The sequence below is a fragment of the Azospirillum soli genome (assembly GCF_017876165.1).
GTDB classification, from domain to species: Bacteria; Pseudomonadota; Alphaproteobacteria; order Azospirillales; family Azospirillaceae; genus Azospirillum; species Azospirillum soli.
Map to the genome: position 1 here is coordinate 224,146 of NZ_JAGINQ010000008.1, position 19,064 is coordinate 243,209.

The following is a 19,064-nucleotide window of genomic DNA, read 5'->3' on the forward strand; positions in this document are numbered from 1 at the left end:
GAGGGGGCAATGGGTCATCAAGGAAAACTCACCAGAGGGTCTCGACGCTCAACCCGTCGAAGACCGGGTCGGCGGTGACCAGCGGCATGGCCTCGATGCGGCTTTGCGCCGCCAGGATGCGGTCCACCGGGTCCTTCAGCAGAGCATCGAGGCTTCCGGCCAGCAGCGCGTGCGGCAGCGTCACGTCCAGCACCCCGATGCGGCTGCGGACCAGGAAATCGTCCAGCTTATCCACCAGCACGGCCGCCTCCGGCAGCTTGCCGAGCCGGACCTTGGTGGCGATTTCCAGCGCGCAGGCCGTGCTGGTCAGCACCTCGTTCCCACCGTTGGCGATGGCCGCCCGCGCTTTGCGCGACAGTTGCGGGTCGTCCAGCAGCCACCAGAGCAGCGCGTGCGTGTCGAGCAGGATCCGCATCACTGCCACCCCAGCTCGTCGTCGAACAGCGGGTCGAAGAAGGCGGCGGTGACGGCGAACTGCCCCTTGGCGACGCCCGGCGCGCGGTCGGCCGGCCCATCGTCGATGGCGACCAGCCGCGCGATGGGCTTGCCGCTCTTGGCGATGATGACCTCCTCACCCCGCGACACCTGTTCCAGCAGCCGCGAGAGGTGGGTTTTCGCTTCGTGAATGTTGACCGTCTTCGCCATGGTCCGCCCGCTCTCGAATGGCGGCGATGTAGACTAAGGCACTGGACTAAGTCAACGGTGCGCGATGGACGATGTGTGAGTCGTCCAGCGTGTCTCACCGGTCTATAGCATACGATAGTATGTGCGGATTGCGCATCAGGCATCTGTTTTGGATATGCCTTCAGTAACAGTTCATTTCAATCTTATGAAAGAATTTCCGACGCTCAGGGCGGAAGTCCCTGATCCTGATCGGAGCAATGGTATGCAGCTTTCAAACATGCGGATCGCGACCAAGGTCATGGGGCTCATCAGCCTTCTGTCCCTTTTAGCGGTCGCAATCGCGGGTGTGGGCGTCACGTCTCTGTCGTCGCTCAACGAGGCCGCGCAAGGTGCTCAGCTTGCGGGCTCGGAAGGAACCACCGCCGCGCGGCTGCGTCAGAATGTGTTGTCCCTCAATCGGGCTGAATACCGCATTGCTGCCGATCCGTCGGGGGAAAATATCAAGGAATCCCTTGAGGTTATCGAATACCAAAAAAAGCAGCTCGAAGAACGCCTGATCTTGCTTCGCAAAACAGCGGAAGCGGAGGAGGCGCGCCTGATCGAGGACATCGAACGTGCTTACACGGTTTACAAAGAAGAGCTGAAAGGGACGCTCGATCGCGCGCAGTCCCTCTCCGGCTCCATCGCGCTGTCGAGCGTTCAACGGGAGCTCGTCAACGAAGGAAAGCTAAGCCGGCTTGCCGCTGAAAAGCTTGAATCGGCTCTTCGGGCCTACACGGACAAGAGCGACAAGGAGGCTGAGGCCCTCGCCACACAAGCGGAAGCGACGTACCACCGGGCGAGCTGGATCATGATCCTCGTCGCGGCGACGGGAATTGGGGTCGGCTTCCTCATCGCGCTCGTCATTTCGCGCAAGGGGATCGTCGTGCCCATTCGCACCATCGTCGGGTGCCTCCGCCGCTTGGCGGAAGGTGATCTCGCGGTGGAGGTTTATGGTACCGCCCGCAAGGACGAGATCGGCGACATCGCTCAAGCGACGCAGGTTTTCAAGGACAACATGGTGCGCAACCGCGAGCTTGAGGCGCAGCAGGACGTCGAGCGGCGGGCTCAGCTTGCGCGCGCCTCGACGATCGAGGGCTTGACGAACCGCTTCGATGCCGATGCCCGCCGGCTTCTCGATGCGCTCGCCTCTGCGGCAACCGAACTGGAAGCGACCGCGCAGTCGCTCTCCGCGATTGCCGAGCAGACGACCCAGCAGTCGTCCGCCGCATCCGCCGCTTCGACCCAAGCCTCGGCGAACGTGCAGACCGTCGCCGCCGCCTCGGAGGAGTTGGGAACTTCCATTCGCGAGATCAGCCGGCAGACCGGCCAGTCGCGCGACATTGCCCAGAAGGCGGCGGAACGGTCACGCCACACCTCCCAACTGGTGAGCGGCCTGGACGCCGCCAGCCAGCGCATCGGCGAAGTCGTGGCGCTGATCAGCGGCATCGCCAGCCAAACCAATCTGCTGGCGCTCAACGCCACCATTGAAGCGGCCCGTGCCGGAGAAGCCGGCAAGGGCTTCGCCGTGGTGGCGAGCGAAGTCAAGGCGCTCGCCAACCAGACGGCCAAGGCGACCGAGGACATCGGCATCCAAGTCGGTGAGGTGCAGAAGGTCGCGGCGGACACCGCGAACTCGATTTCCGAGATCAGCGGAATCATCGCCGAGATCGACGCGGTGTCCACCTCCGTCGCCGGAGCGGTGGAGGAGCAGAGCGCCGCGACCCAGGAGATCGGCCGCAACGTGAACGAGGCGGCGCGCGGAACCGAGGAAGTGTCGCACAACGTGGAAGGCATCCGCGGAGCGGCGACCAGCACGAGCAGCGCCGCGAGCCAGGTGCTCGCCGCGGCCCGCAGCCTCTCCCAGGAAGCCGAGATGCTGCGCGAGGAAGTTCGCCGGTTCCTGGCCGATGTGAAGGCCGCCTGACGCCGCCAAGCTGCCGACCGGTTGCCGGGCTGACCGGTTACTGGAACGCGGCTTCGGCGAAGCTGCGCAGCTTGCGCGAATGCAGGGTGTCCATCCCGTGTTCGCGCAGCAGCTCCATGGCCAGCACGCCGATCTTCAGATGCTGGTCCACCCGCTCGCGGTAGAAGCGGTCGGCCATGCCCGGCAGCTTCAGCTGACCATGCAGCGGCTTGTCCGACACGCACAGCAGCGTTCCGTAGGGCACGCGGAAGCGGAAGCCGTTGGCCGCGATGGTCGCGCTTTCCATGTCCAGCGCGATGGCGCGGCTCTGGCTGAAGCGCATCAGCGGCTCGCGGTGGTCGCGCAGTTCCCAGTTCCGGTTGTCGATGGTCGCCACGGTGCCGGTGCGCATGATGCTCTTCAGATCATAGCCGGACAGGCCGGTGACCCGCTCCACGGCGGTTTCCAGCGCGCGCTGCACCTCGGCCAGCGCCGGGACGGGGACCCAGGTCGGCAGGTCGGCGTCCAGCACATGGTCGTCGCGCACGTAGCCATGCGCCAGCACATAGTCGCCGAGCCGCTGCGTGCCGCGCAGCCCCGCGCAGTGGCCCAGCATGATCCAGGCGTGCGGGCGCAGCACGGCGATGTGGTCGGTGATGGTCTTGGCGTTGGACGGACCGACGCCGATGTTGACCAGCGTGATGCCGTTCCCATCCGGCCGTGTCAGGTGATAGGCCGGCATCTGCGGCATGCGCGGCGGCTTCGACCCGTTCACCGGAGAAACACCCTCCGGCGACCCGCTGCCGTCCAGGTTGCGGTTGTGCGTGACGATCTCGCCGGGTTCGACGAAGCGGTCGTACTGGCGGCGGTAGGCCGCCAAGTCCGGATCGCTCGTGGGCTCCATCACCTCGCGCGACAGGCGGATGAACTCGTCCACGTAGAACTGGTAGTTGGTGAACAGGACGAAGTTCTGGAAATCCTCCGGTGCCGTCGCCGTGTAGTGACGCAGCCGGTGCAGCGAGAAGTCCACGCGCGGCGCGGTGAACAGCGCCAGCGGCTTCACCGCGTCCATGGCCGCCTCGTAGGTGCCGTTGACGATGGTGTCGTCCATGCGGGCGAGGTCGGGCAGGTCGAACAGGTCGGGCAGGCGGGCCAGACGCTCCGGCGTCAGGTCGCCCTCCACGTGCATCCCGTGCGGGAAGGCGAAATGGATCGGGATGGACTCCTCGCTGACGCCGACCTCCAGCGGGACGCCGTGGTTGCGCAGCAGAAGCGAGAACTGTTCCCGGTAATAGCGGTCGAACAGGTCGGGCCGGGTCACCGACGTGCGGTGGGTCCCCGTCCCCTCGACAAAGCCGTAGGCCAGCCGCGTGTCCACCACCGCGCCCGACGCCGTGGTGATCTGGACGTAGGGGTAGAAGGCCTGCTGCCGCCTGCCCGCATCTTCGCCCCGCGTGAAGGCGGCGAAGCGGTCCCGCAGATACGCGGTGTTGCGGTCGTAAATGTCTTTGACGCGGGCCAGGGCGGATTCGGCGTCGTCGAATTGCCCGGCTGGGCCGGGCGGAAGCGGTGCGCTGTAAGTCATGTCCCTGACATAGCGCCCGCTTCGCCCGGATTGAAGGGGCTTGTGCCGAAAGGGGGAGGTGCTGTCAGCGCACCTCTTCCAACCCCATCAGCGACTTGGCGAACTGGTCGGCGTCGAAGGGGCGCAGGTCGTACACGCCTTCGCCGATGCCGATGGCGTGGACCGGCAGCTTGAACTTCTCGGCCAGCGAGACCAGCACGCCGCCGCGCGCCGAGCCGTCCAGCTTGGTCAGGATCAGGCCGGACACGTTGACCATGTCGCGGAACACCTCGACTTGGCTGTGGGCGTTCTGGCCGGTGGTGGCGTCCAGCGTCAGCAGGGTGGTGTGCGGCGCCGTCTCGTCGATCTTCTTGATGACGCGGACGATCTTGCGCAGCTCCTCCATCAGGCCGGTTTTGTTCTGGAGGCGGCCGGCGGTGTCGATCAGCAGCACGTCAACGCCCTCGCGCCGCGCCTGCTCCAGCGCGTCGAAGGCGAGGCCGGCGGCGTCGGCGCCGGTGTCGCGGGCGACCACCGGGCAGCCGGTGCGCTCGCCCCAGATCTTCAGCTGGCTGACGGCGGCGGCGCGGAAGGTGTCGCCGGCGGCCAGCATCACCGTCTTGCCCTCGGCGCGCAGCTGGCGGGCCAGCTTGCCGATGGTCGTGGTCTTGCCGGTGCCGTTGACGCCGACCACCAGAATGACGTGCGGCTTGAGAGCCTTGTTGATCTCCAGCGGCTTGGCGACCGGGCCGACGATCTTGGCGACCTCGGCGGCCAGCGTGGTCTTGACCTCCTCCGGCGAGACCTCCTTGCCGAAGCGGGTGCGCGCCAGCTCCGCCGTCACCTTGGCCGCCGTGGTCGGGCCGAGGTCGGCGGTGATCAGCAGCTCCTCCAGCTCCTCCAGCGCCTCGTCGTCCAGCTTGCGCTTGGTGAAGATGCCGGTGATGCCCTCGGTCAGCTTGGACGAGGACTTCGACAGCCCTTCCTTCAGCCGGGTGAACCAGCCCTTCTTGGGCTTCTCCTCCTCGGCGGTCAGCGCCGCAACGGGGGCCGGCGGGGCCTCCTCGGTCAGGTCGAGCGCTTCCGGCTCCTCGACAACTTCGGGAGCGGCCTCCTCGGCGACGGCCTCGGGCCGATCCTCCCGCACCTCCGGCTGGTCCGGCGGAGCGATGGGCGGCGGGGCCGGCGTCTCGACGGCGGGCGGGGGCGGCAGGTCGGGCGCCAGCGTGGGTTCGGGCGCCGGTTCAGGCTGCGTCTCGGGCGCGGCCCTCTCGACCGCAGTCTCAACCGGCGTTTCGACGGGAGTCTCGACCGGCGTTTCAGCCGGCTTCTGCTCGTCCTTGCGGGCTTCCTCTTCGGGCTTCTTGCGGCCGAACCAACGCAGGATCATGGGGTGTCCGATAGGTCAGAGGGGGGAACCGGTCAGCTTGCCGTTCACGACGCCGGTCACGACCGCGCGCAGGACGGAGCCGGGGGGCTGGGGCGTGCCCAGGCGGATTTCGGCGAAATGCTCGGTGCGGCCAAGGTCGTCCTTCTCGATCAGGACCGACACCTCGCGCCCGACCAGCGACGCCAGCGTGCGCGCCTCGGCTTCCGCACCCAGCGCGCGCAGCCGGGCCGCGCGCTCCTTGCGGGCGGCGCCGTCCACCTGCGGCATCTTCGCGGCCGGCGTGCCGGGGCGCGGGCTGTAGGGGAAGACGTGCAGCCAGGTCAGGCCGCAGTCCTCGACCATCCGCAGCGTGTTCTCGAACATCTCCTCGGTCTCGGTCGGGAAGCCGGCGATGAAGTCGGCGCCGAACACGATGTCGGGGCGCAGCGTCCGCACCCGCCGGCAGAAGGCGACGGCGTCGTCCCGCAGGTGCCGGCGCTTCATGCGCTTCAGGATCATGTCGTCGCCGGCCTGCAAGGACAGATGCAGGTGCGGCATCAGCCGGGGCTCGGTCTCGATCAGCCGCCACAGGTCGTCGTCGATCTCGATGCAGTCCAGCGAGGACAGGCGCAGCCTCGGCAGGTCCGGCACCAGGGCCAGCAGCCGGCGCACCATCTGCCCCAGCGTCGGCGTGCCCGGCAGGTCGGGGCCGTAGCTGGTGATGTCCACGCCGGACAGAACCACCTCCTTGTAGCCGGCCTTGACCAGGGCCTGCACCTGCTCGACCACCGCCCCGATGGGGACGGACCGAGAGGGACCGCGCCCGTAGGGGATGATGCAGAAGGTGCAGCGATGGTCGCAGCCCTGCTGCACCTGGACGAAGGCGCGCGCCCGGTCCTCGAAACCGCCGATCAGGTGGCCGGCGGTCTCCTTGACCGACATGATGTCGTTGACCACCACCTTCTCGGCCGGCGGCAGACCCCAGCTTTCGGGCTGGAGCTTTTCCTGGTTGCCCAGGACCTGATCGACCTCCGGCATGGCGCCGTAGCGTTGCGGGTCGATCTGCGCGGCGCAGCCGGTGACCACGATGCGGGCGTTCGGCCGCTCGCGCCGCAGCTTGCGGATGGTCTGGCGCGCCTGCCGCTCGGCCTCCGAGGTGACCGCGCAGGTGTTGACGATGACCACGTCCTCCAGGCCCGCGTTGCGGGCGTGGGTGCGCATCACCTCGGACTCGTAGGTGTTCAGACGGCAGCCGAAGGTGACGATCTCAGGATCTTTTGAAAGCGGGTCGCTCATACGTGAACCAGTTCGGGCGACAGCCGCCCGGTGAAACTCAGCGCGATCGGGCCGGTCATCAGAACCCGGCCGTCCTCAAGCCACTCGATGGTCAGGGTACCGCCATCCAGGATGACGTCGGCCTTGCGTCCGACCAGCCCGCGCCGCGCCGCCGCGACCATGGTCGCGCAGGCCCCGGTGCCGCAGGCCCGCGTGATGCCGGCGCCGCGCTCCCAAACCCGCATGCGGATGCTGGTGGGGGAGAGCACCTGGGCGAACTCCACGTTGGTGCGCTCGGGGAAGGTCGGGTGGTTTTCGAACACCGGGCCGACCTCGGCCAGCGGCACCGCTTCGGCGTCGTCCACGAAGAAGACGGCGTGCGGGTTGCCCATGTTGACCGCGACCGGCCCCTCGAAGCCGCCGTGGGCCACGTCGACCCGCAGCGTGTCGGCCGGGCCGGCCAGTGGAATCTGGTTCCACTCCAGCCGCGCCGGACCCATGTCCACGGTCACCAGCCCTTCGCCGGCGCGCCGTGCCTCCAGAATGCCCGCGTTGGTCTCGAAGGTGACGCGTTCGGACCCGCTCTCCTCCATCAGCAGCCAGCCGACGCAGCGCGAGGCGTTGCCGCAGGCCGACACCTCGCCGCCATCGGCGTTGCGGATGCGCATGAATCCCGCCGTGCCCGTCGTTTTCGCCGGCTCGATCACGATGAACTGGTCGCAGCCCACCCCGGTTTTGCGGTCGGAGATGGCGCGCACCTCGGCCTCGGCCGGAGAATACGGCGTCTTGCGGGCGTCGATCACGACGAAGTCGTTGCCGAGCCCGTGCATCTTCAGGAATTCGCGGGTCATGACCGCCGTTATATGGCGATGTGCCCTGCGGAGTCCATGGGCGCTCAATTCTTCGGCGGTTCTTGCGCGATGGCCAGGTTCCCGTCCAGCAGTTCCCGTTCCGGGACGATCCGTTCGAACAGGTCCATCATGTCATACAGCGCATCGGCCGCTCTGGATCGGGGTGGCGTGCCGCCGGTCAGCTCCCACGCATCAAGGTCCCACTGCGCGGCGCCGAGCGTCGCCTCCGGCAGTGTGAAGTTCTCGCCATAGGCCGTGGCGTCCTTCGGCCCTTTGTGTTGCGGCAGCGCACCAAGCAGGACCAGCGAAACCAGGATGCCCGCGACCCATGCCCACAGCACGTCTCCGTTGCTCATGGAGCCCTCCAGGCCCCGTCCGGGGGCCGACAGCTGGGCAGGTGGGGATTGTGAATTCTCGGCGTTTTTTCGGCGGTGCACAATTCATCATCGGACCATGCTCGAACCGGCAGGAGGCTCTACTCCCGGGGTGGCCGGATGTCCGGATACGCAGGGATCCTGGCCGGCCGGACGTGGCATACTGCCCGAAAACGATAGCACGCTGATGGTCCATTTACCTTGAACAGAGGGGAGGACCGACATGACCGTCTATATGGCCGAGCGCGACCTGAAGGGCATCAGCATGACCGACCTCGCGGCAGCCCAGGCCCGCGCCATCGAAACCGGCCGCAGCATGGCGGAGAAGGGCGAGGACGTGCGTTATCTGCGCAGCGTGTTCGTGCCGGGCGAGGGGCGCTGCATGTGCCTGTTCGACGCCAGCGACGCCGACGCCGTGCGCCGGTTGAACGACACGGCGGGCCTGCCCTACACCCGCGTGGTCGAGGCCATGGACCTGCCGCCTCCGTAACACGCGGTCCACAACCGCACGTTCTTGTTCGGTTCGCAAAATTCCGGTACGCTTCCGGCGTCAACGGGCGATCCGCGCCCGCGCGCCGGATCGTGCGCCCGCCATCGCGTATCCACCCCATTGCGTATCCATCGTTGTGCAGCGACTGCTACATGAACGCACACGAACAATTCGGTGCAAGGTACTGACGGCAAAAGAGAAAAGGCGAGTTTTGGGCCGTTGTGCAGATTGGCGCCTCTGCACAATCTGCACAACGATGCACAATTGGGTGGGGATGCACAATTGGGCCGCCCTTCGGCTGGCCTGACGCCGGTTCGCGCTCAGGCCCCCTTGAAGACCAGATGCTTGGACGCGGCGAAGTTCAGGAACATGCCGGCGATGGACCCGGCAGCGACGGCCAGGACCGGGTGCGTCTCGACCACCAGGAAAGCGGCCTCCAGGCCGACCGACACGCCGTAGTTCACGGCACCGCCAAGGGCGTTCGCCGCGATGAACTTGACCCACTGGCGATGCAGCGGCTCATCCCGCGCGCCCCGGAAGGTGAAGGCGCGGTTCAGAGCGAAGGTCGTCGTCGCGGCGGCCAGGAAGGACGGAACGCGGGCGGCGAAGAACTCCAGGCCCACGCCGAACACCAGGGCGTAAACCACCGCCGTATCGACCACGAGGCCGACCACGCCCACGGCGCCGAACTTGCCGAACTGCACGGCGAGCCGGCCGAGCCGGCTTTCCAGCAGCGATGCCCGAAGATCGCTCATCCCTCGGCGCTCATCCTTCCGACGGCCGGCGGACGGGATGGATGCCCGGCGCGGGGATGGAGAGATAGCGCATGCGCTTCGCCTCCCGCCGGCCGAGCGTGACCGTGTCCAGGATCAGCCCGCAGGTCAGGCTGAGGAAGCCCAGCAGCATCAGGCCCATGGACAGGACCGCGGTGGGCAGGCGCGGCACCAGCCCGGTCTGGAAATAGGTCGCCACGATGGGCCAGGCCAGGATGACGGAGGCCGCCGCCAGCACCGCGAAGATGGCGAAGAAGAAGGGCAGGGGCCGTTCCTCCTTCACCAGGATCAGGATGGTCTTCAGGATGCGGATGCCGTCGCGGATGGTGTTCAGCTTGCTGTGCGAGCCGGGCGGACGGTCCTTGTAGGGCGTCTTGATCTCGGCGATCGGCATGCGCAGCTCCAGCGCGTGCACGGTCAGCTCGGTTTCCGTCTCGAAGCCGCTGGCCAGGGCCGGGAAGGACTTGATGAAGCGGCGCGAGAAGACGCGGTAGCCGGACAGCATGTCCTGGATGCGGTCGCCGAAGATCTGCCGCACGATGCCGGTCAGCAGCTTGTTGCCGAAGCGGTGGCCGGGCCGGTAGGCCTTCACGATGTCGGTGACGCGGGCGCCGTTGACCATGTCCAGCTGGTCGTCCCACAGCCGCTGCACCAGCAGCGGGGCCGAGGGGGCGTGGTAGGTGTCGTCGCCGTCCACCAGCACGTAGACGTCGGCCTCGATGTCCGAGAACATGCGGCGCATGACGTTGCCCTTGCCCTGCAACGGCTCGTGCCGGACCACGGCGCCGGCCGCCTTGGCCTTTTCCACCGTCCGGTCGGAGGAGTTGTTATCGTAGACGTAGACCGTTGCGTCCGGCAGCGCCGCCTGGAAGTTACGGACGACCGCCTCGATCGCCGCCTCCTCGTTGTAGCAGGGGATCAGCACGGCGACGACGGGAGCCGTGCCGCGGGGCGCGGTCACGGAGGGAGCCGGGCGGTCGATGGTGGAGACGGTCATGGGCGTTTGCCTCGGGGGGCGTTTGCGTCAAAACGATGCTGATGGTCGGATAAACACCACAAACCCAGTCTTTAATCCATCGTCACGCGCTGGACCGCGCACAGGTTGAGCGGCTCCCCCAAATTGTTGGGAATCGCGCGGCAATCCTGCTGATCCACCCGCAATCCCAGCAGAGCCGCCGCCTTGGCCGCCCCGGCGGTGTCCGGAACGGTGCTCAGCATCAGGAAGCGGCCCCGGTGCGCCCCAACTTTGTCCTTCAGCAGGGCGAGGTAACCGTTCCCCACGGAGTCCGGCTGGAGAAAGTTCGACTGGATGCGGACGAAGCGCACGCGGGCCGGGAACTCCGGAATAACGTGGGAGATCGCCCAGTAGCCGGCCATCAGCACCATGGTGTCCTCGGGCGCCTCGATGGGCGGCACCTCGGCCTCGACCCAGCGGGCGCTCCACGGCACGCGGCCCCAGTCGGCCGGCTGCATGGTCGCCTGGGCCAGCACCAGCAGGACGCCGGCCACCGCCAGCTTCGCGGTGCGCGCCACCGGCAGCAGTCCCGCCGCCATGACGATGGCGACCGGCCCCAGGATCTCCAGCGGCACCAGATAGCGGTAGATGCAGAACATGACGACCCACAGCGCGTAGGTCACCGCCATGGCCGTCAGCAGGAAGCGGGACGCCGCCGGATCGGCCAGCGGCTCCGACCGCAGCCGGAACACCGTCGCCAGCAGTGCCAGAGCCGCCGCCACCGGCACCAGCACGAACAGGATCAGGACGCGCAGGTCGAGGAACGGCACCTCGCCGACCTTCAGCGGGGCGAAGGTGAAGAAGAAGGGGAAGAACAGCCTCTCCAGCGTGGAGGCCGGGAAGAAGCCGACGTTGACGTAATCGGAGATGGCCGCGAAGGGCGACTTGAACACATGGTTCATGTGCGGGAACACCGGGTTCCCGTAGTCGTGCCACAGGTGCGCCATCCAAAATCCGGCGAACAGGGCAAGGCCCCCCAGCACGCCGATCCCGAAGAAGAAGGCCAGCCACAGCCGCCGCCAGGGCCGCGCCGGCAGCACCAGGAAGGCGAGGCATAGGCCGACCGCGTAGATGACCGTCGGGTTCTTCAGCCCCATGGCCGCCCCGGCCAGAACGCCCGCCAGCGCGACCCGCCCGAAGGCCCGTGGCGCCGGCCCGTCGAGCAGGCCCGGAAGCCCGCCGGCGATCACCACCAGCGCGCCGAGCACGCCGAGGCTGACCATGTTGTCGTGGAAGGTGGTGCCGAGCAGCCCCAGCGTCCCGCCGCCGAGCCCGCCCATCAGCGCCAGCACCGCCGCCAGCGCCACCCGCTGCCCCGGCGTTCCGATGCGCAGGGTGGTGTGGGCCAGCAGGAACAGCAGCGACAGGTTCAGCCCCTGCAAGGCGGCCCAGATGAAGCCGGCCACCGGCGCCGGCAGAGTGCTGGCCAGCAGATAGAACGGAACGTCCAGCAGCGGGTTGTAGAAGGTGGGCATCTGCGCCGGCAGCAGGTCGATGCCCAGGCGGCCGGTCAGGAAGGCGTAGGCGTTGTACCAGTGGTAGTTCCGCAGATCCCAGTTGGCATCCATGCCCAGCGCCAACGCCAGCAGGCCGTAAAGCAGAGGGGCCAGCACCAGGAAGGCGAGCGCTGCCCGGCGCGCGCGGGGATCGTCGATGGACAGGATCGGCATGGGAGGGACTGGACCGTGGCGGTTGGTGGCCCCTTGGTAGGCGAGGGGACGTTCCGCATCAAGGCCGCAACGCTGTGGCAAAGTTGCGGGCAAAGTCTCAGAGGGCAGGATCATTGCGGGTAAGATCATTGCGTTCTGTTGTGGCTGCCCATGCGTTTTCGCGCTGTGCGCGCGGGCGTCCCGGCAAGCTTCCTCTGGCAATGGCGGGACGGGTCTGCTATTCACCGGACCTCTGCATGCACATGCTTGCGCCTCTTAGCGCGACAGGATTCTGGCGATGGAAAAGTTTACGGTTCTCACCGGTGTTGCGGCGCCGCTGCCGATGATCAATGTCGACACCGACATGATCATTCCCAAGCAATTCCTGAAGACCATCAAGCGGACCGGGCTCGGCAAGCACCTCTTCGACGAGATGCGCTACACGCCCGAAGGCAAGGAGGTCGACAGCTTCGTCCTCAACAAGCCGGCCTACCGCAGCGCCAAGATCCTGGTTGCGGGCGACAATTTCGGCTGCGGCTCCTCGCGTGAGCATGCGCCGTGGGCGCTGGCCGACTTCGGCATCCGTTGCATCATCGCGCCGAGCTTCGCGGACATCTTCTTCAACAACTGCTTCAAGAACGGCATCCTGCCGATCAAGCTGCCGAAGGAGCAGGTGGACCTGCTGCTGGACGACGCCTCGCGCGGCTCCAACGCCATCGTGACGGTGGATCTGGAGAAGCAGGAGATCACCGGTCCGGACGGCGGCAAGATCAGCTTCGAGGTCGATCCGTTCCGCAAGCATTGCCTGATCAACGGCCTGGACGATATCGGGCTGACGCTGCAGCAGTCGGCGGCCATCGATTCGTTCGAGGCCAAGCAGCGCGCCGGCGGCCAGCCCTGGCTGTGGGGCTGATTGGACCCACGGTGCTTGTGGGCTTAGCGCTTTGGGGCCACTTCCCAGGCGCCGGGTCCACCGATAGAACCTCTTGACGAAGTCTCCAAAACGGGGAGTGCGTGCGCCATGCCCGCCAATAAGAAGCTTCTGTTTTTGCCTGGTGACGGGATCGGTCCCGAGGTCATGCGCCAGGTGCGCCGGGTCATCGACTGGATGGACCGCAAGCGCAACGTGACCTTCGACGTCACCGAGGGGCTGGTCGGCGGCGCGGCCATCGACGCCTACGGCGTTCCGCTCAGCGACGCGACGCTGGCCGATGCGCTGGCCTCGGACGCGGTGATGCTGGGCGCCGTCGGCGGCCCGAAGTGGGACAACCCCTCCGACTACACCAAGCGTCCGGAAGCCGGCCTGCTGACCCTGCGCAAGGAGCTGGGGCTGTTCGCCAACCTGCGCCCGGCCGTGGTGTTCGACGCGCTGGTCGATGCGTCGAGCCTGAAGCCCGAGATCATCAAGGGTCTCGACATCATGATCGTGCGCGAGCTGACCGGCGGCGTGTATTTCGGTGAGCCGCGCGGCATCACCGACATCGGCAACGGCGAGCGTCGCGGCGTCAACACCCAGGTCTACACCACCTCCGAGATCCGCCGCGTGGCCCGCGTGGCCTTCGAGCTGGCGCGCAAGCGCGGCAACAAGGTCCACTCGATGGAGAAGGCCAACGTGATGGAGTCGGGCCTCCTGTGGCGGCAGGAAGTCACCAAGCTCCACCAGGAGGAGTTCTCGGACGTCACGCTGGAGCACATGTACGCCGACAACGGCGCCATGCAGCTGCTGAAGAACCCCAAGCAGTTCGACGTGATCGTCACCGACAACCTGTTCGGCGACATCCTGTCGGACGAGGCGGCGATGATGACGGGTTCGCTCGGCATGCTGCCGTCGGCCTCGCTCGGCGCTCCGGACGCCAACGGCAACCGCAAGGCCATGTACGAACCGGTCCACGGCTCGGCCCCGGACATCGCGGGCAAGGATCTGGCCAACCCCTGCGCCACGCTGCTGTCCTTCGCCATGGCGCTCCGCTACTCCTTCGACCTGGCGGAAGACGCCGGGCTGCTGGAGAAGGCGGTGCAGAACGTGCTGTCCGGCGGCATGCGCACGGCAGACATCATGGCGCCGGGCATGGCCCGCTGCTCGACCACCGTCATGGGCGACTCGATCCTGCGCGAGCTGGACAAGCTCGCCTCCTGATCGGCGCCGTTCCAAGGTCCGTTACGGAAAAGCCCCCCTCCTCCCCAGGAGGGGGGCTTTTCCGTTTCGGGGTGCGTCAGTCGCCTCCATCCGGACGGGCGGCTGCGCCCCGGCCGCCGTGGCTGGCCTGACCGCCCTTCCGGCCGGCCTCGGCCGCAAGCGACGGGTTGCGCGAAAAGCTGCGCGAGGATGCCGGGACGCTGCGTCCGCCTTTGCGGCCAGCCTCCGCGGCGAGTTCTGGGTTCTTTGAGAAACTGCGCTTATCGGCCGGCACGCTTTCCCCGCCCTTGCTGGCGATCTGACGTTGCCGGTCGCGATCCATCGACGCGAAGCCGCGGTTCGACGTGCGCCCGTTGTCCTTCGAGGCCATCTTCAACCTCCACCTCTGCCACGTGCCTGAAACCGGGGAGGGCGCAAGTTGGTTCCGAACGGGGAGGTGAATTCCGCGAGCCGCGCCAATTCGGAGGTGGCGGCGAACCAAACCGTCTTTGTCGGCCCTTTTTATTGGCGGAACAAAAGAAAAATTGCGATAATTCCAGAGTTTCCAAAATAATGCATACGCCGGTATGCTGGGGTCGCCATGATGTGGTTCGACTTTTCTGTAATGCTGTTGTTCGCCTGCTTTGCGATTGTTTCGGGCTTCGTCTGGCCGAAGATGCTGAATGACCGGATCACGACGGAGGCGGAGGCGCTGAAGCAGGCTTTTCCGGCCATCACCGGCGCCGATTACGGGAAGGTGATGGAAAAGCACGAGCAGACCCAGGGCGTGCACGGCTACGTTATTCCGACGCTGATGTTCACGGTGATCGTGATCGTCGGATCGTCGCTGCTGGTTCTCGACACGTCGGACGAGGTGTCCTTTCAGAAGTACGAGATCCTGTACGGCACCCTGGTCGGCAAGGATGCCCAGCAGCAGGCCGCGACCAGCTTTCTGATGATGCAGGCGGCGTTCCTGGGGGCGTTCCTGTGGTCGTTGCAACATCTGCTGCGCCGTGCCCAGGCGCGCGACATCGGGCCGACCACCATTTACCGCATCTGCCTGTACATGCTGTTCGGCATGGTGCTGTCGATCTTCGTCAACCATGCCATGCACAGCGGGATGGACAGCCTCGGCCAGCTGGGGCTGGACCAGAGCCTGCCGGTGATCGGCTTCTTCACCGGCTACTTCTCCATCGAGATGTTCGAGACGGTGACCGAGTGGGCGTTGCGCAAGAAGAAGTCCATCGCCAACAACACGCAGCCTCCGTCCCTGACCGTCATCGAGGGCATCAGCTACGACACCGCCGTGCGCCTGCGCGAGCTGTGGGTGGACGACGCCTACGCGCTGGCCCACGTCAATCCCATCGAGATCTATCTGAAGACGCCCTTCGGGCTGGAGCAATGCATCGACTGGGTCGGGCAGGCGCAGCTTCTGCTGGTGGCGAAAGGGGACGCCTTCCTCTTCCTGCGCAGCCACGGGGTGCGCACGATCCTTCAGCTCGAAACGCTGCTGCGGGCCTCGAAGAGCGATCAGGCCGAGTTCCACGCCTTCGTGGAGAACTACGGCTTCGGCGATGACGAGGCCGCGGTGCGCAAGACGTTGCAGGCGCTGGGCAGCCACGCGGCGTCGGCGCTCGACCGGGATCTGAGCTTCCGGCGGCTGCGCCAGCTCTGCGACCTGATCTGCCCGGCGACCGGAGCGGCGACGGAGGGGAGGGCGGAGCCAGCCGATCCCGCCGCCCCGCGCCGCGTTCTGGAACTGGAACCCGCGTAGTGTCGGAGGTGGGGGCCGCTCGGCCCCCGCCGCTCAGCCTTTACTGCCCCAGGGCATCGATGGCTTCGGCCAGCGCCACGAGGCGCCGGGCATTTTCGACGTGGAGGTTCTCCACCAGCTTGCCGTCCACCAGCACGACGCCCTTGCCCTGGGCGGCGGCCTCGGCGTGCGCCGCGATGATGCGGTGGGCGACGGCGACCTCGTCGGCGCTGGGGGCGTAGGCCGCGTTGCAGGCGGCGATGGTTTTCGGGTGGATCAGGGTCTTGCCGTCGAAGCCCAGCTCGCGGCCCTGGCGGCAGGACTGGGCGAAGCCCTCGTCGTCGTTCAGGTCGAGGTGGACGCCGTCCAGCACGGCCAACCCATAGGCCCGCGCGGCCAACAGGCAGAGCCCCAGGCTGGTGATCATCGGCAGCCGGTCGCGCGTGTGGGCGGCGTGCAGGTCCTTGGCGAGGTCGGAGGTGCCCAGCACGAGCCCGCCGAGCTTCGGCGACGCCCCGGCGATCTCCCTGGCGTTCAGGATGCCGAGCGGGGTTTCCATCATGCACCAGATGGACTGGGAGTCGGGCGAGCCGTTGGCGCGCAGCACGGCCTCGGCCTGCCGCACCATGTCCGGGCTTTCGACCTTGGGCAGCAGCACGGCGTCGGCGCCGCTGGTCGCGGCCATCACGAGGTCGTCGTAGCCCCAGGGGGTGTTCAGGCCGTTGGTGCGGACGACCAGTTCCCGGCCGCCGTAGCCGCCGACGGCGATGGCGGCCTTGATGGTGGCGCGCGCCTCGGCCTTGGCGTCGGGGGCGACGGCGTCCTCCAGATCGAGGATCAGGCCATCGGCGGGAAGCGTCCGACCCTTCTCAAGCGCCCGGGCGTTGGAGCCCGGCATGTAGAGCACGCTACGGCGCGGGCGGACGGTTGTGGCCATGGCGGTTTCCCCCTTCTTGTCGCGGTCTGCGGGTCAGGAGTAACCGCAGCAGAAAGGGGAGTCCATGCGGATCATGCCGCTTGCACGTTGCCCAGCGCGCGGACGGCGCGGAAGACGGCGAACTCGCGCCACAGGTTGCGGGTCACGTCGGCTTCGGCGTGGCGGTGGATGGCGACCGGCAGGCCGGGGCGCAGGATCATCGGGGCGAGCGAGGTGTGCTCCCCCACCCGGAAACGGTCCACCTGAAGGCAGCGGCAGGACGGGCCGGACGCGGCGGCAAGCGAGCAGCCGGTGCAGTCGGCGGCCGTCACCTGCTCCGGCGGCAGATCCGCCAGCGGCTTCATGGCGTCGGCCCCCTCCACCGACGCGCCGATGGTGGCGGCGTGGTCCATGGCGTCGCCGAACAGGTCGATGCCGCCGTCGAGGTGCAGGACCGCGTTGCCCGCCAGCTGAACCGGGGCGTTGCCTTTCCGGCGCAGCTTCATGCGGTTGAACTCGATCGCCATGACCCTCTCCCGAAGAAAATCCGTTCGCGGGCCTGAAGGTATGCTTCGAATATTACTGCGCAAAGAGCTTTTTGGTTTCGCGAATCCAAGTGGAATGTCAGGAGTGAAATGAAAAATGCGATGTAGACATTGAGCCAATACCGTGACCGGGGTGGTGAGGCGCACTTTTTCATAGGGATGGGCGCGGCGGTGCTGCGCGGTGCGTCGCAAGGTGCGTCATTGACGCATGTCGGCCTTGTCACGGGGCTGAACGGTTTACGGCGGCGGCCCGTTGGCTTAGGCTTTCCGCCATGAAGACCGTCCTCTCGATTCAATCCCACGTCGCGTACGGCTATGTCGGCAACCGGGCCGCGGTGTTCCCGCTGCAACGGCTGGGCTTCGACGCCATCGCCGTGAACACGGTGCAGTTCTCCAATCACACCGGCTACGGCGAATGGACCGGGCAGGTCTTCACGGCCGAGCACATCGCCGACGTCATCGACGGCATCGCCGCGCGCGGCGTGCTGCCCAACTGCCACGCGATCCTGTCCGGCTACATGGGGGATGTCGGGCTGGGGCAGGTGATCGTCGAGACGGCGGGCCGCGTGAAGGCCGCCAACCCGCGCGCCGTCTACGCCTGCGACCCGGTGATGGGGGATGTCGGGCGTGGCTTCTTCGTGCGGCCGGGCCTGCCCGAATTCATCAAGGAGCACGCCGTCCCGGCGGCGGACCTGCTGACGCCGAACCAGTTCGAGCTGGAGTATCTGACCGACCGCAAGGTGGATACGCTGGAGGACGCGCTGGCCGCCACCGCCGCGCTGCGGGCGCGTGGGCCGCGTCTGGTGCTGGTCACCAGCCTGACGCGCAAGGACGCCCCCGCCGACAGCATCGAAATGCTGGCCGACGACACGGACGGCGCCTGGCTGATTTCCACCCCGCGCCTGCCGCTCGACCCCGCGCCCAGCGGGTCGGGCGACGCGGTGGCCGCCCTGTTCCTGGCCCATTATCTGAAGGCCTACGATCCCGTCCACGCGCTGGAGCAGGCGGCGGCGGCGATCTACGCCATTTTCCTGACCACGCGCCGTCTCGGCACGCGCGAGCTTCAGTTGATCGCCGCGCAGGACGAGTTCGTGAATCCCACCCACCTGTTCCGCGCCACCCGCGTGCGCTGAACCTTCGATTTGAGACAATCCATGCGTATTTGCGTCTACGCCGGGTCGAACCCCGGCACGAACCCGGCTTACGGTGAAGCGGCGGAGCGGTTCGGCCGCCTGCTGGCCGAGCGCGGCATCGGTCTGGTCTACGGCGGCGGGCGAACCGGCCTGATGGGGCGGATCTCCGACGCGGTGCTGGCGGCCGGCGGCACGGTGACCGGCATCATCCCGCAGTTCCTGATGGACAAGGAAGTCGGGCACATGGGCGTGCAGGACCTGCGCGTCGTCGGTTCCATGCACGAGCGCAAGGCGCTGATGGCCGAGCTGTCGGACGGGTTCGTCGCCTTGCCCGGCGGCATCGGCACCCTGGAAGAGATTTTCGAAGTGTGGACCTGGGCGCAACTCGGCCGCCACGACAAGCCCTGCGGCCTGCTCAACGCGGCGGGATTCTACGATGGGCTGGCCGGCTTCCTCGACCATGTGGCCGGGGAGCAGTTCATGAAGCCCAAGCACCGCAGCATGCTGGTCGTGGAGGAGAGCGGCGAGGCGATCCTGGATGCCTTCGCCGAGTATCAGCCGCCGGTCGTGGAGAAGTGGCTGGACAAGGGGCGCACCTGAGGCGGCCGGGGCCGCGTTCCCATTGTGCATCGCCCCATTGTGCACCGCCTCATTGTGCACCGTTGTGCAGAT

The 19,064-nt window shown here is 67.2% G+C and carries 20 protein-coding genes; 7 read left to right on the forward strand and 13 right to left on the reverse strand.

The annotated features are described in order from the left end of the window. Positions 1-28 precede the first annotated feature (28 nt). Together J2852_RS15185 and J2852_RS15190 are read right to left on the reverse strand one after the other, a co-directional pair. Positions 29-415, reverse strand: a complete 387-nt coding sequence (locus J2852_RS15185; RefSeq protein ID WP_209876886.1) for a type II toxin-antitoxin system VapC family toxin — start codon at positions 413-415, stop codon at positions 29-31. After that, the gene (locus tag J2852_RS15190) at positions 415-645 is read right to left on the reverse strand and encodes a type II toxin-antitoxin system Phd/YefM family antitoxin (protein WP_209876887.1); all 231 of its coding nucleotides are present in this window, start codon (positions 643-645) and stop codon (positions 415-417) included. Before J2852_RS15190 ends, J2852_RS15185 begins: the two co-directional genes overlap by 1 nt. 241 nt (positions 646-886) lie before the next feature. On the opposite strand from J2852_RS15190, the gene J2852_RS15195 reads away from it, so the two are divergent. Next, positions 887-2,590, forward strand: a complete 1,704-nt coding sequence (locus tag J2852_RS15195) for a methyl-accepting chemotaxis protein (RefSeq protein ID WP_209876888.1) — start codon at positions 887-889, stop codon at positions 2,588-2,590. Between the two features lie 37 nt (positions 2,591-2,627). On the opposite strand, the gene J2852_RS15200 is transcribed toward J2852_RS15195, so the two are convergent. The 5 genes from J2852_RS15200 to J2852_RS15220 form a co-directional block, all read right to left on the reverse strand. Next, positions 2,628-4,154: an AMP nucleosidase gene (locus J2852_RS15200; protein WP_209876890.1), complete on the reverse strand. Its 1,527-nt coding sequence runs from the start codon at positions 4,152-4,154 to the stop codon at positions 2,628-2,630. 64 nt (positions 4,155-4,218) lie between these two features. After that, on the reverse strand, positions 4,219-5,523 hold the full coding sequence (ftsY, locus tag J2852_RS15205) for a signal recognition particle-docking protein FtsY (RefSeq protein WP_209876892.1): 1,305 nt from the start codon (positions 5,521-5,523) through the stop codon (positions 4,219-4,221). Positions 5,524-5,538: 15 nt separating this feature from the next. Beyond that, positions 5,539-6,798, reverse strand: a complete 1,260-nt coding sequence (gene mtaB, locus J2852_RS15210; protein WP_209876894.1) for a tRNA (N(6)-L-threonylcarbamoyladenosine(37)-C(2))-methylthiotransferase MtaB — start codon at positions 6,796-6,798, stop codon at positions 5,539-5,541. Then, positions 6,795-7,628, reverse strand: a complete 834-nt coding sequence (gene dapF, locus J2852_RS15215; RefSeq protein WP_209876896.1) for a diaminopimelate epimerase — start codon at positions 7,626-7,628, stop codon at positions 6,795-6,797. Before dapF ends, mtaB begins: the two co-directional genes overlap by 4 nt. Positions 7,629-7,672: 44 nt before the next feature. Further along, positions 7,673-7,984 (reverse strand): hypothetical protein, encoded by a 312-nt coding sequence (locus J2852_RS15220; RefSeq protein WP_209876898.1) that lies wholly within the window; start codon positions 7,982-7,984, stop codon positions 7,673-7,675. Between the two features lie 241 nt (positions 7,985-8,225). Between J2852_RS15220 and J2852_RS15225 the strand changes: the two genes are divergently transcribed. After that, positions 8,226-8,492, forward strand: coding sequence for a DUF4242 domain-containing protein (locus J2852_RS15225; protein ID WP_209876900.1), 267 nt, complete (start codon positions 8,226-8,228; stop codon positions 8,490-8,492). A gap of 320 nt (positions 8,493-8,812) precedes the next feature. On the opposite strand, the gene J2852_RS15230 is transcribed toward J2852_RS15225, so the two are convergent. From J2852_RS15230 to J2852_RS15240, 3 genes are all read right to left on the reverse strand, one after another. After that, positions 8,813-9,247 (reverse strand): GtrA family protein, encoded by a 435-nt coding sequence (locus tag J2852_RS15230; RefSeq protein WP_209876902.1) that lies wholly within the window; start codon positions 9,245-9,247, stop codon positions 8,813-8,815. A gap of 10 nt (positions 9,248-9,257) precedes the next feature. Further along, positions 9,258-10,262, reverse strand: a complete 1,005-nt coding sequence (locus J2852_RS15235; protein ID WP_209876904.1) for a glycosyltransferase family 2 protein — start codon at positions 10,260-10,262, stop codon at positions 9,258-9,260. 71 nt (positions 10,263-10,333) lie between these two features. After that, positions 10,334-11,950, reverse strand: coding sequence for a hypothetical protein (locus J2852_RS15240; protein ID WP_209876906.1), 1,617 nt, complete (start codon positions 11,948-11,950; stop codon positions 10,334-10,336). A gap of 277 nt (positions 11,951-12,227) precedes the next feature. Between J2852_RS15240 and leuD the strand changes: the two genes are divergently transcribed. Together leuD and leuB are read left to right on the forward strand one after the other, a co-directional pair. Beyond that, positions 12,228-12,842, forward strand: a complete 615-nt coding sequence (leuD, locus tag J2852_RS15245) for a 3-isopropylmalate dehydratase small subunit (RefSeq protein ID WP_209876908.1) — start codon at positions 12,228-12,230, stop codon at positions 12,840-12,842. A 108-nt stretch (positions 12,843-12,950) separates the two neighbouring features. Next, complete coding sequence (leuB, locus tag J2852_RS15250) at positions 12,951-14,066, forward strand: 3-isopropylmalate dehydrogenase (RefSeq protein WP_209876910.1); 1,116 nt, start codon at positions 12,951-12,953, stop codon at positions 14,064-14,066. A 76-nt stretch (positions 14,067-14,142) separates the two neighbouring features. Here the strand turns inward: leuB and J2852_RS15255 are convergent, their stop codons facing one another. Next, on the reverse strand, positions 14,143-14,436 hold the full coding sequence (locus tag J2852_RS15255) for a con-10 family general stress protein (protein ID WP_209876918.1): 294 nt from the start codon (positions 14,434-14,436) through the stop codon (positions 14,143-14,145). A 210-nt stretch (positions 14,437-14,646) separates the two neighbouring features. On the opposite strand from J2852_RS15255, the gene J2852_RS15260 reads away from it, so the two are divergent. Then, complete coding sequence (locus tag J2852_RS15260) at positions 14,647-15,819, forward strand: hypothetical protein (protein ID WP_209876921.1); 1,173 nt, start codon at positions 14,647-14,649, stop codon at positions 15,817-15,819. A 40-nt stretch (positions 15,820-15,859) separates the two neighbouring features. Here the strand turns inward: J2852_RS15260 and J2852_RS15265 are convergent, their stop codons facing one another. Together J2852_RS15265 and J2852_RS15270 are read right to left on the reverse strand one after the other, a co-directional pair. Further along, the gene (locus J2852_RS15265) at positions 15,860-16,735 is read right to left on the reverse strand and encodes an HpcH/HpaI aldolase/citrate lyase family protein (RefSeq protein ID WP_209876923.1); all 876 of its coding nucleotides are present in this window, start codon (positions 16,733-16,735) and stop codon (positions 15,860-15,862) included. 71 nt (positions 16,736-16,806) lie between these two features. Further along, positions 16,807-17,241, reverse strand: a complete 435-nt coding sequence (locus J2852_RS15270) for a hypothetical protein (protein WP_209876925.1) — start codon at positions 17,239-17,241, stop codon at positions 16,807-16,809. Between the two features lie 290 nt (positions 17,242-17,531). Between J2852_RS15270 and pdxY the strand changes: the two genes are divergently transcribed. Together pdxY and J2852_RS15280 are read left to right on the forward strand one after the other, a co-directional pair. Then, positions 17,532-18,392, forward strand: a complete 861-nt coding sequence (gene pdxY, locus J2852_RS15275) for a pyridoxal kinase PdxY (RefSeq protein WP_209876927.1) — start codon at positions 17,532-17,534, stop codon at positions 18,390-18,392. 21 nt (positions 18,393-18,413) lie between these two features. Continuing rightward, on the forward strand, positions 18,414-18,992 hold the full coding sequence (locus J2852_RS15280) for an LOG family protein (protein ID WP_209876929.1): 579 nt from the start codon (positions 18,414-18,416) through the stop codon (positions 18,990-18,992). Positions 18,993-19,064 lie beyond the last annotated feature (72 nt).

What these genes read in the sequence shown, in the direction of transcription:
- J2852_RS15185 (WP_209876886.1), bottom strand. Translation starts at nt 415, where the DNA reads ATGCGGATCCTGCTCGACACGCACGCGCTGCTCTGGTGGCTGCTGGAC.
- J2852_RS15190 (WP_209876887.1), bottom strand. Translation starts at nt 645, where the DNA reads ATGGCGAAGACGGTCAACATTCACGAAGCGAAAACCCACCTCTCGCGG.
- J2852_RS15195 (WP_209876888.1), top strand. Translation starts at nt 887, where the DNA reads ATGCAGCTTTCAAACATGCGGATCGCGACCAAGGTCATGGGGCTCATC.
- J2852_RS15200 (WP_209876890.1), bottom strand. Translation starts at nt 4,154, where the DNA reads ATGACTTACAGCGCACCGCTTCCGCCCGGCCCAGCCGGGCAATTCGAC.
- ftsY (WP_209876892.1), bottom strand. Translation starts at nt 5,523, where the DNA reads ATGATCCTGCGTTGGTTCGGCCGCAAGAAGCCCGAAGAGGAAGCCCGC.
- mtaB (WP_209876894.1), bottom strand. Translation starts at nt 6,798, where the DNA reads ATGAGCGACCCGCTTTCAAAAGATCCTGAGATCGTCACCTTCGGCTGC.
- dapF (WP_209876896.1), bottom strand. Translation starts at nt 7,628, where the DNA reads ATGACCCGCGAATTCCTGAAGATGCACGGGCTCGGCAACGACTTCGTC.
- J2852_RS15220 (WP_209876898.1), bottom strand. Translation starts at nt 7,984, where the DNA reads ATGAGCAACGGAGACGTGCTGTGGGCATGGGTCGCGGGCATCCTGGTT.
- J2852_RS15225 (WP_209876900.1), top strand. Translation starts at nt 8,226, where the DNA reads ATGACCGTCTATATGGCCGAGCGCGACCTGAAGGGCATCAGCATGACC.
- J2852_RS15230 (WP_209876902.1), bottom strand. Translation starts at nt 9,247, where the DNA reads ATGAGCGATCTTCGGGCATCGCTGCTGGAAAGCCGGCTCGGCCGGCTC.
- J2852_RS15235 (WP_209876904.1), bottom strand. Translation starts at nt 10,262, where the DNA reads ATGACCGTCTCCACCATCGACCGCCCGGCTCCCTCCGTGACCGCGCCC.
- J2852_RS15240 (WP_209876906.1), bottom strand. Translation starts at nt 11,950, where the DNA reads ATGCCGATCCTGTCCATCGACGATCCCCGCGCGCGCCGGGCAGCGCTC.
- leuD (WP_209876908.1), top strand. Translation starts at nt 12,228, where the DNA reads ATGGAAAAGTTTACGGTTCTCACCGGTGTTGCGGCGCCGCTGCCGATG.
- leuB (WP_209876910.1), top strand. Translation starts at nt 12,951, where the DNA reads ATGCCCGCCAATAAGAAGCTTCTGTTTTTGCCTGGTGACGGGATCGGT.
- J2852_RS15255 (WP_209876918.1), bottom strand. Translation starts at nt 14,436, where the DNA reads ATGGCCTCGAAGGACAACGGGCGCACGTCGAACCGCGGCTTCGCGTCG.
- J2852_RS15260 (WP_209876921.1), top strand. Translation starts at nt 14,647, where the DNA reads ATGATGTGGTTCGACTTTTCTGTAATGCTGTTGTTCGCCTGCTTTGCG.
- J2852_RS15265 (WP_209876923.1), bottom strand. Translation starts at nt 16,735, where the DNA reads ATGGCCACAACCGTCCGCCCGCGCCGTAGCGTGCTCTACATGCCGGGC.
- J2852_RS15270 (WP_209876925.1), bottom strand. Translation starts at nt 17,241, where the DNA reads ATGGCGATCGAGTTCAACCGCATGAAGCTGCGCCGGAAAGGCAACGCC.
- pdxY (WP_209876927.1), top strand. Translation starts at nt 17,532, where the DNA reads ATGAAGACCGTCCTCTCGATTCAATCCCACGTCGCGTACGGCTATGTC.
- J2852_RS15280 (WP_209876929.1), top strand. Translation starts at nt 18,414, where the DNA reads ATGCGTATTTGCGTCTACGCCGGGTCGAACCCCGGCACGAACCCGGCT.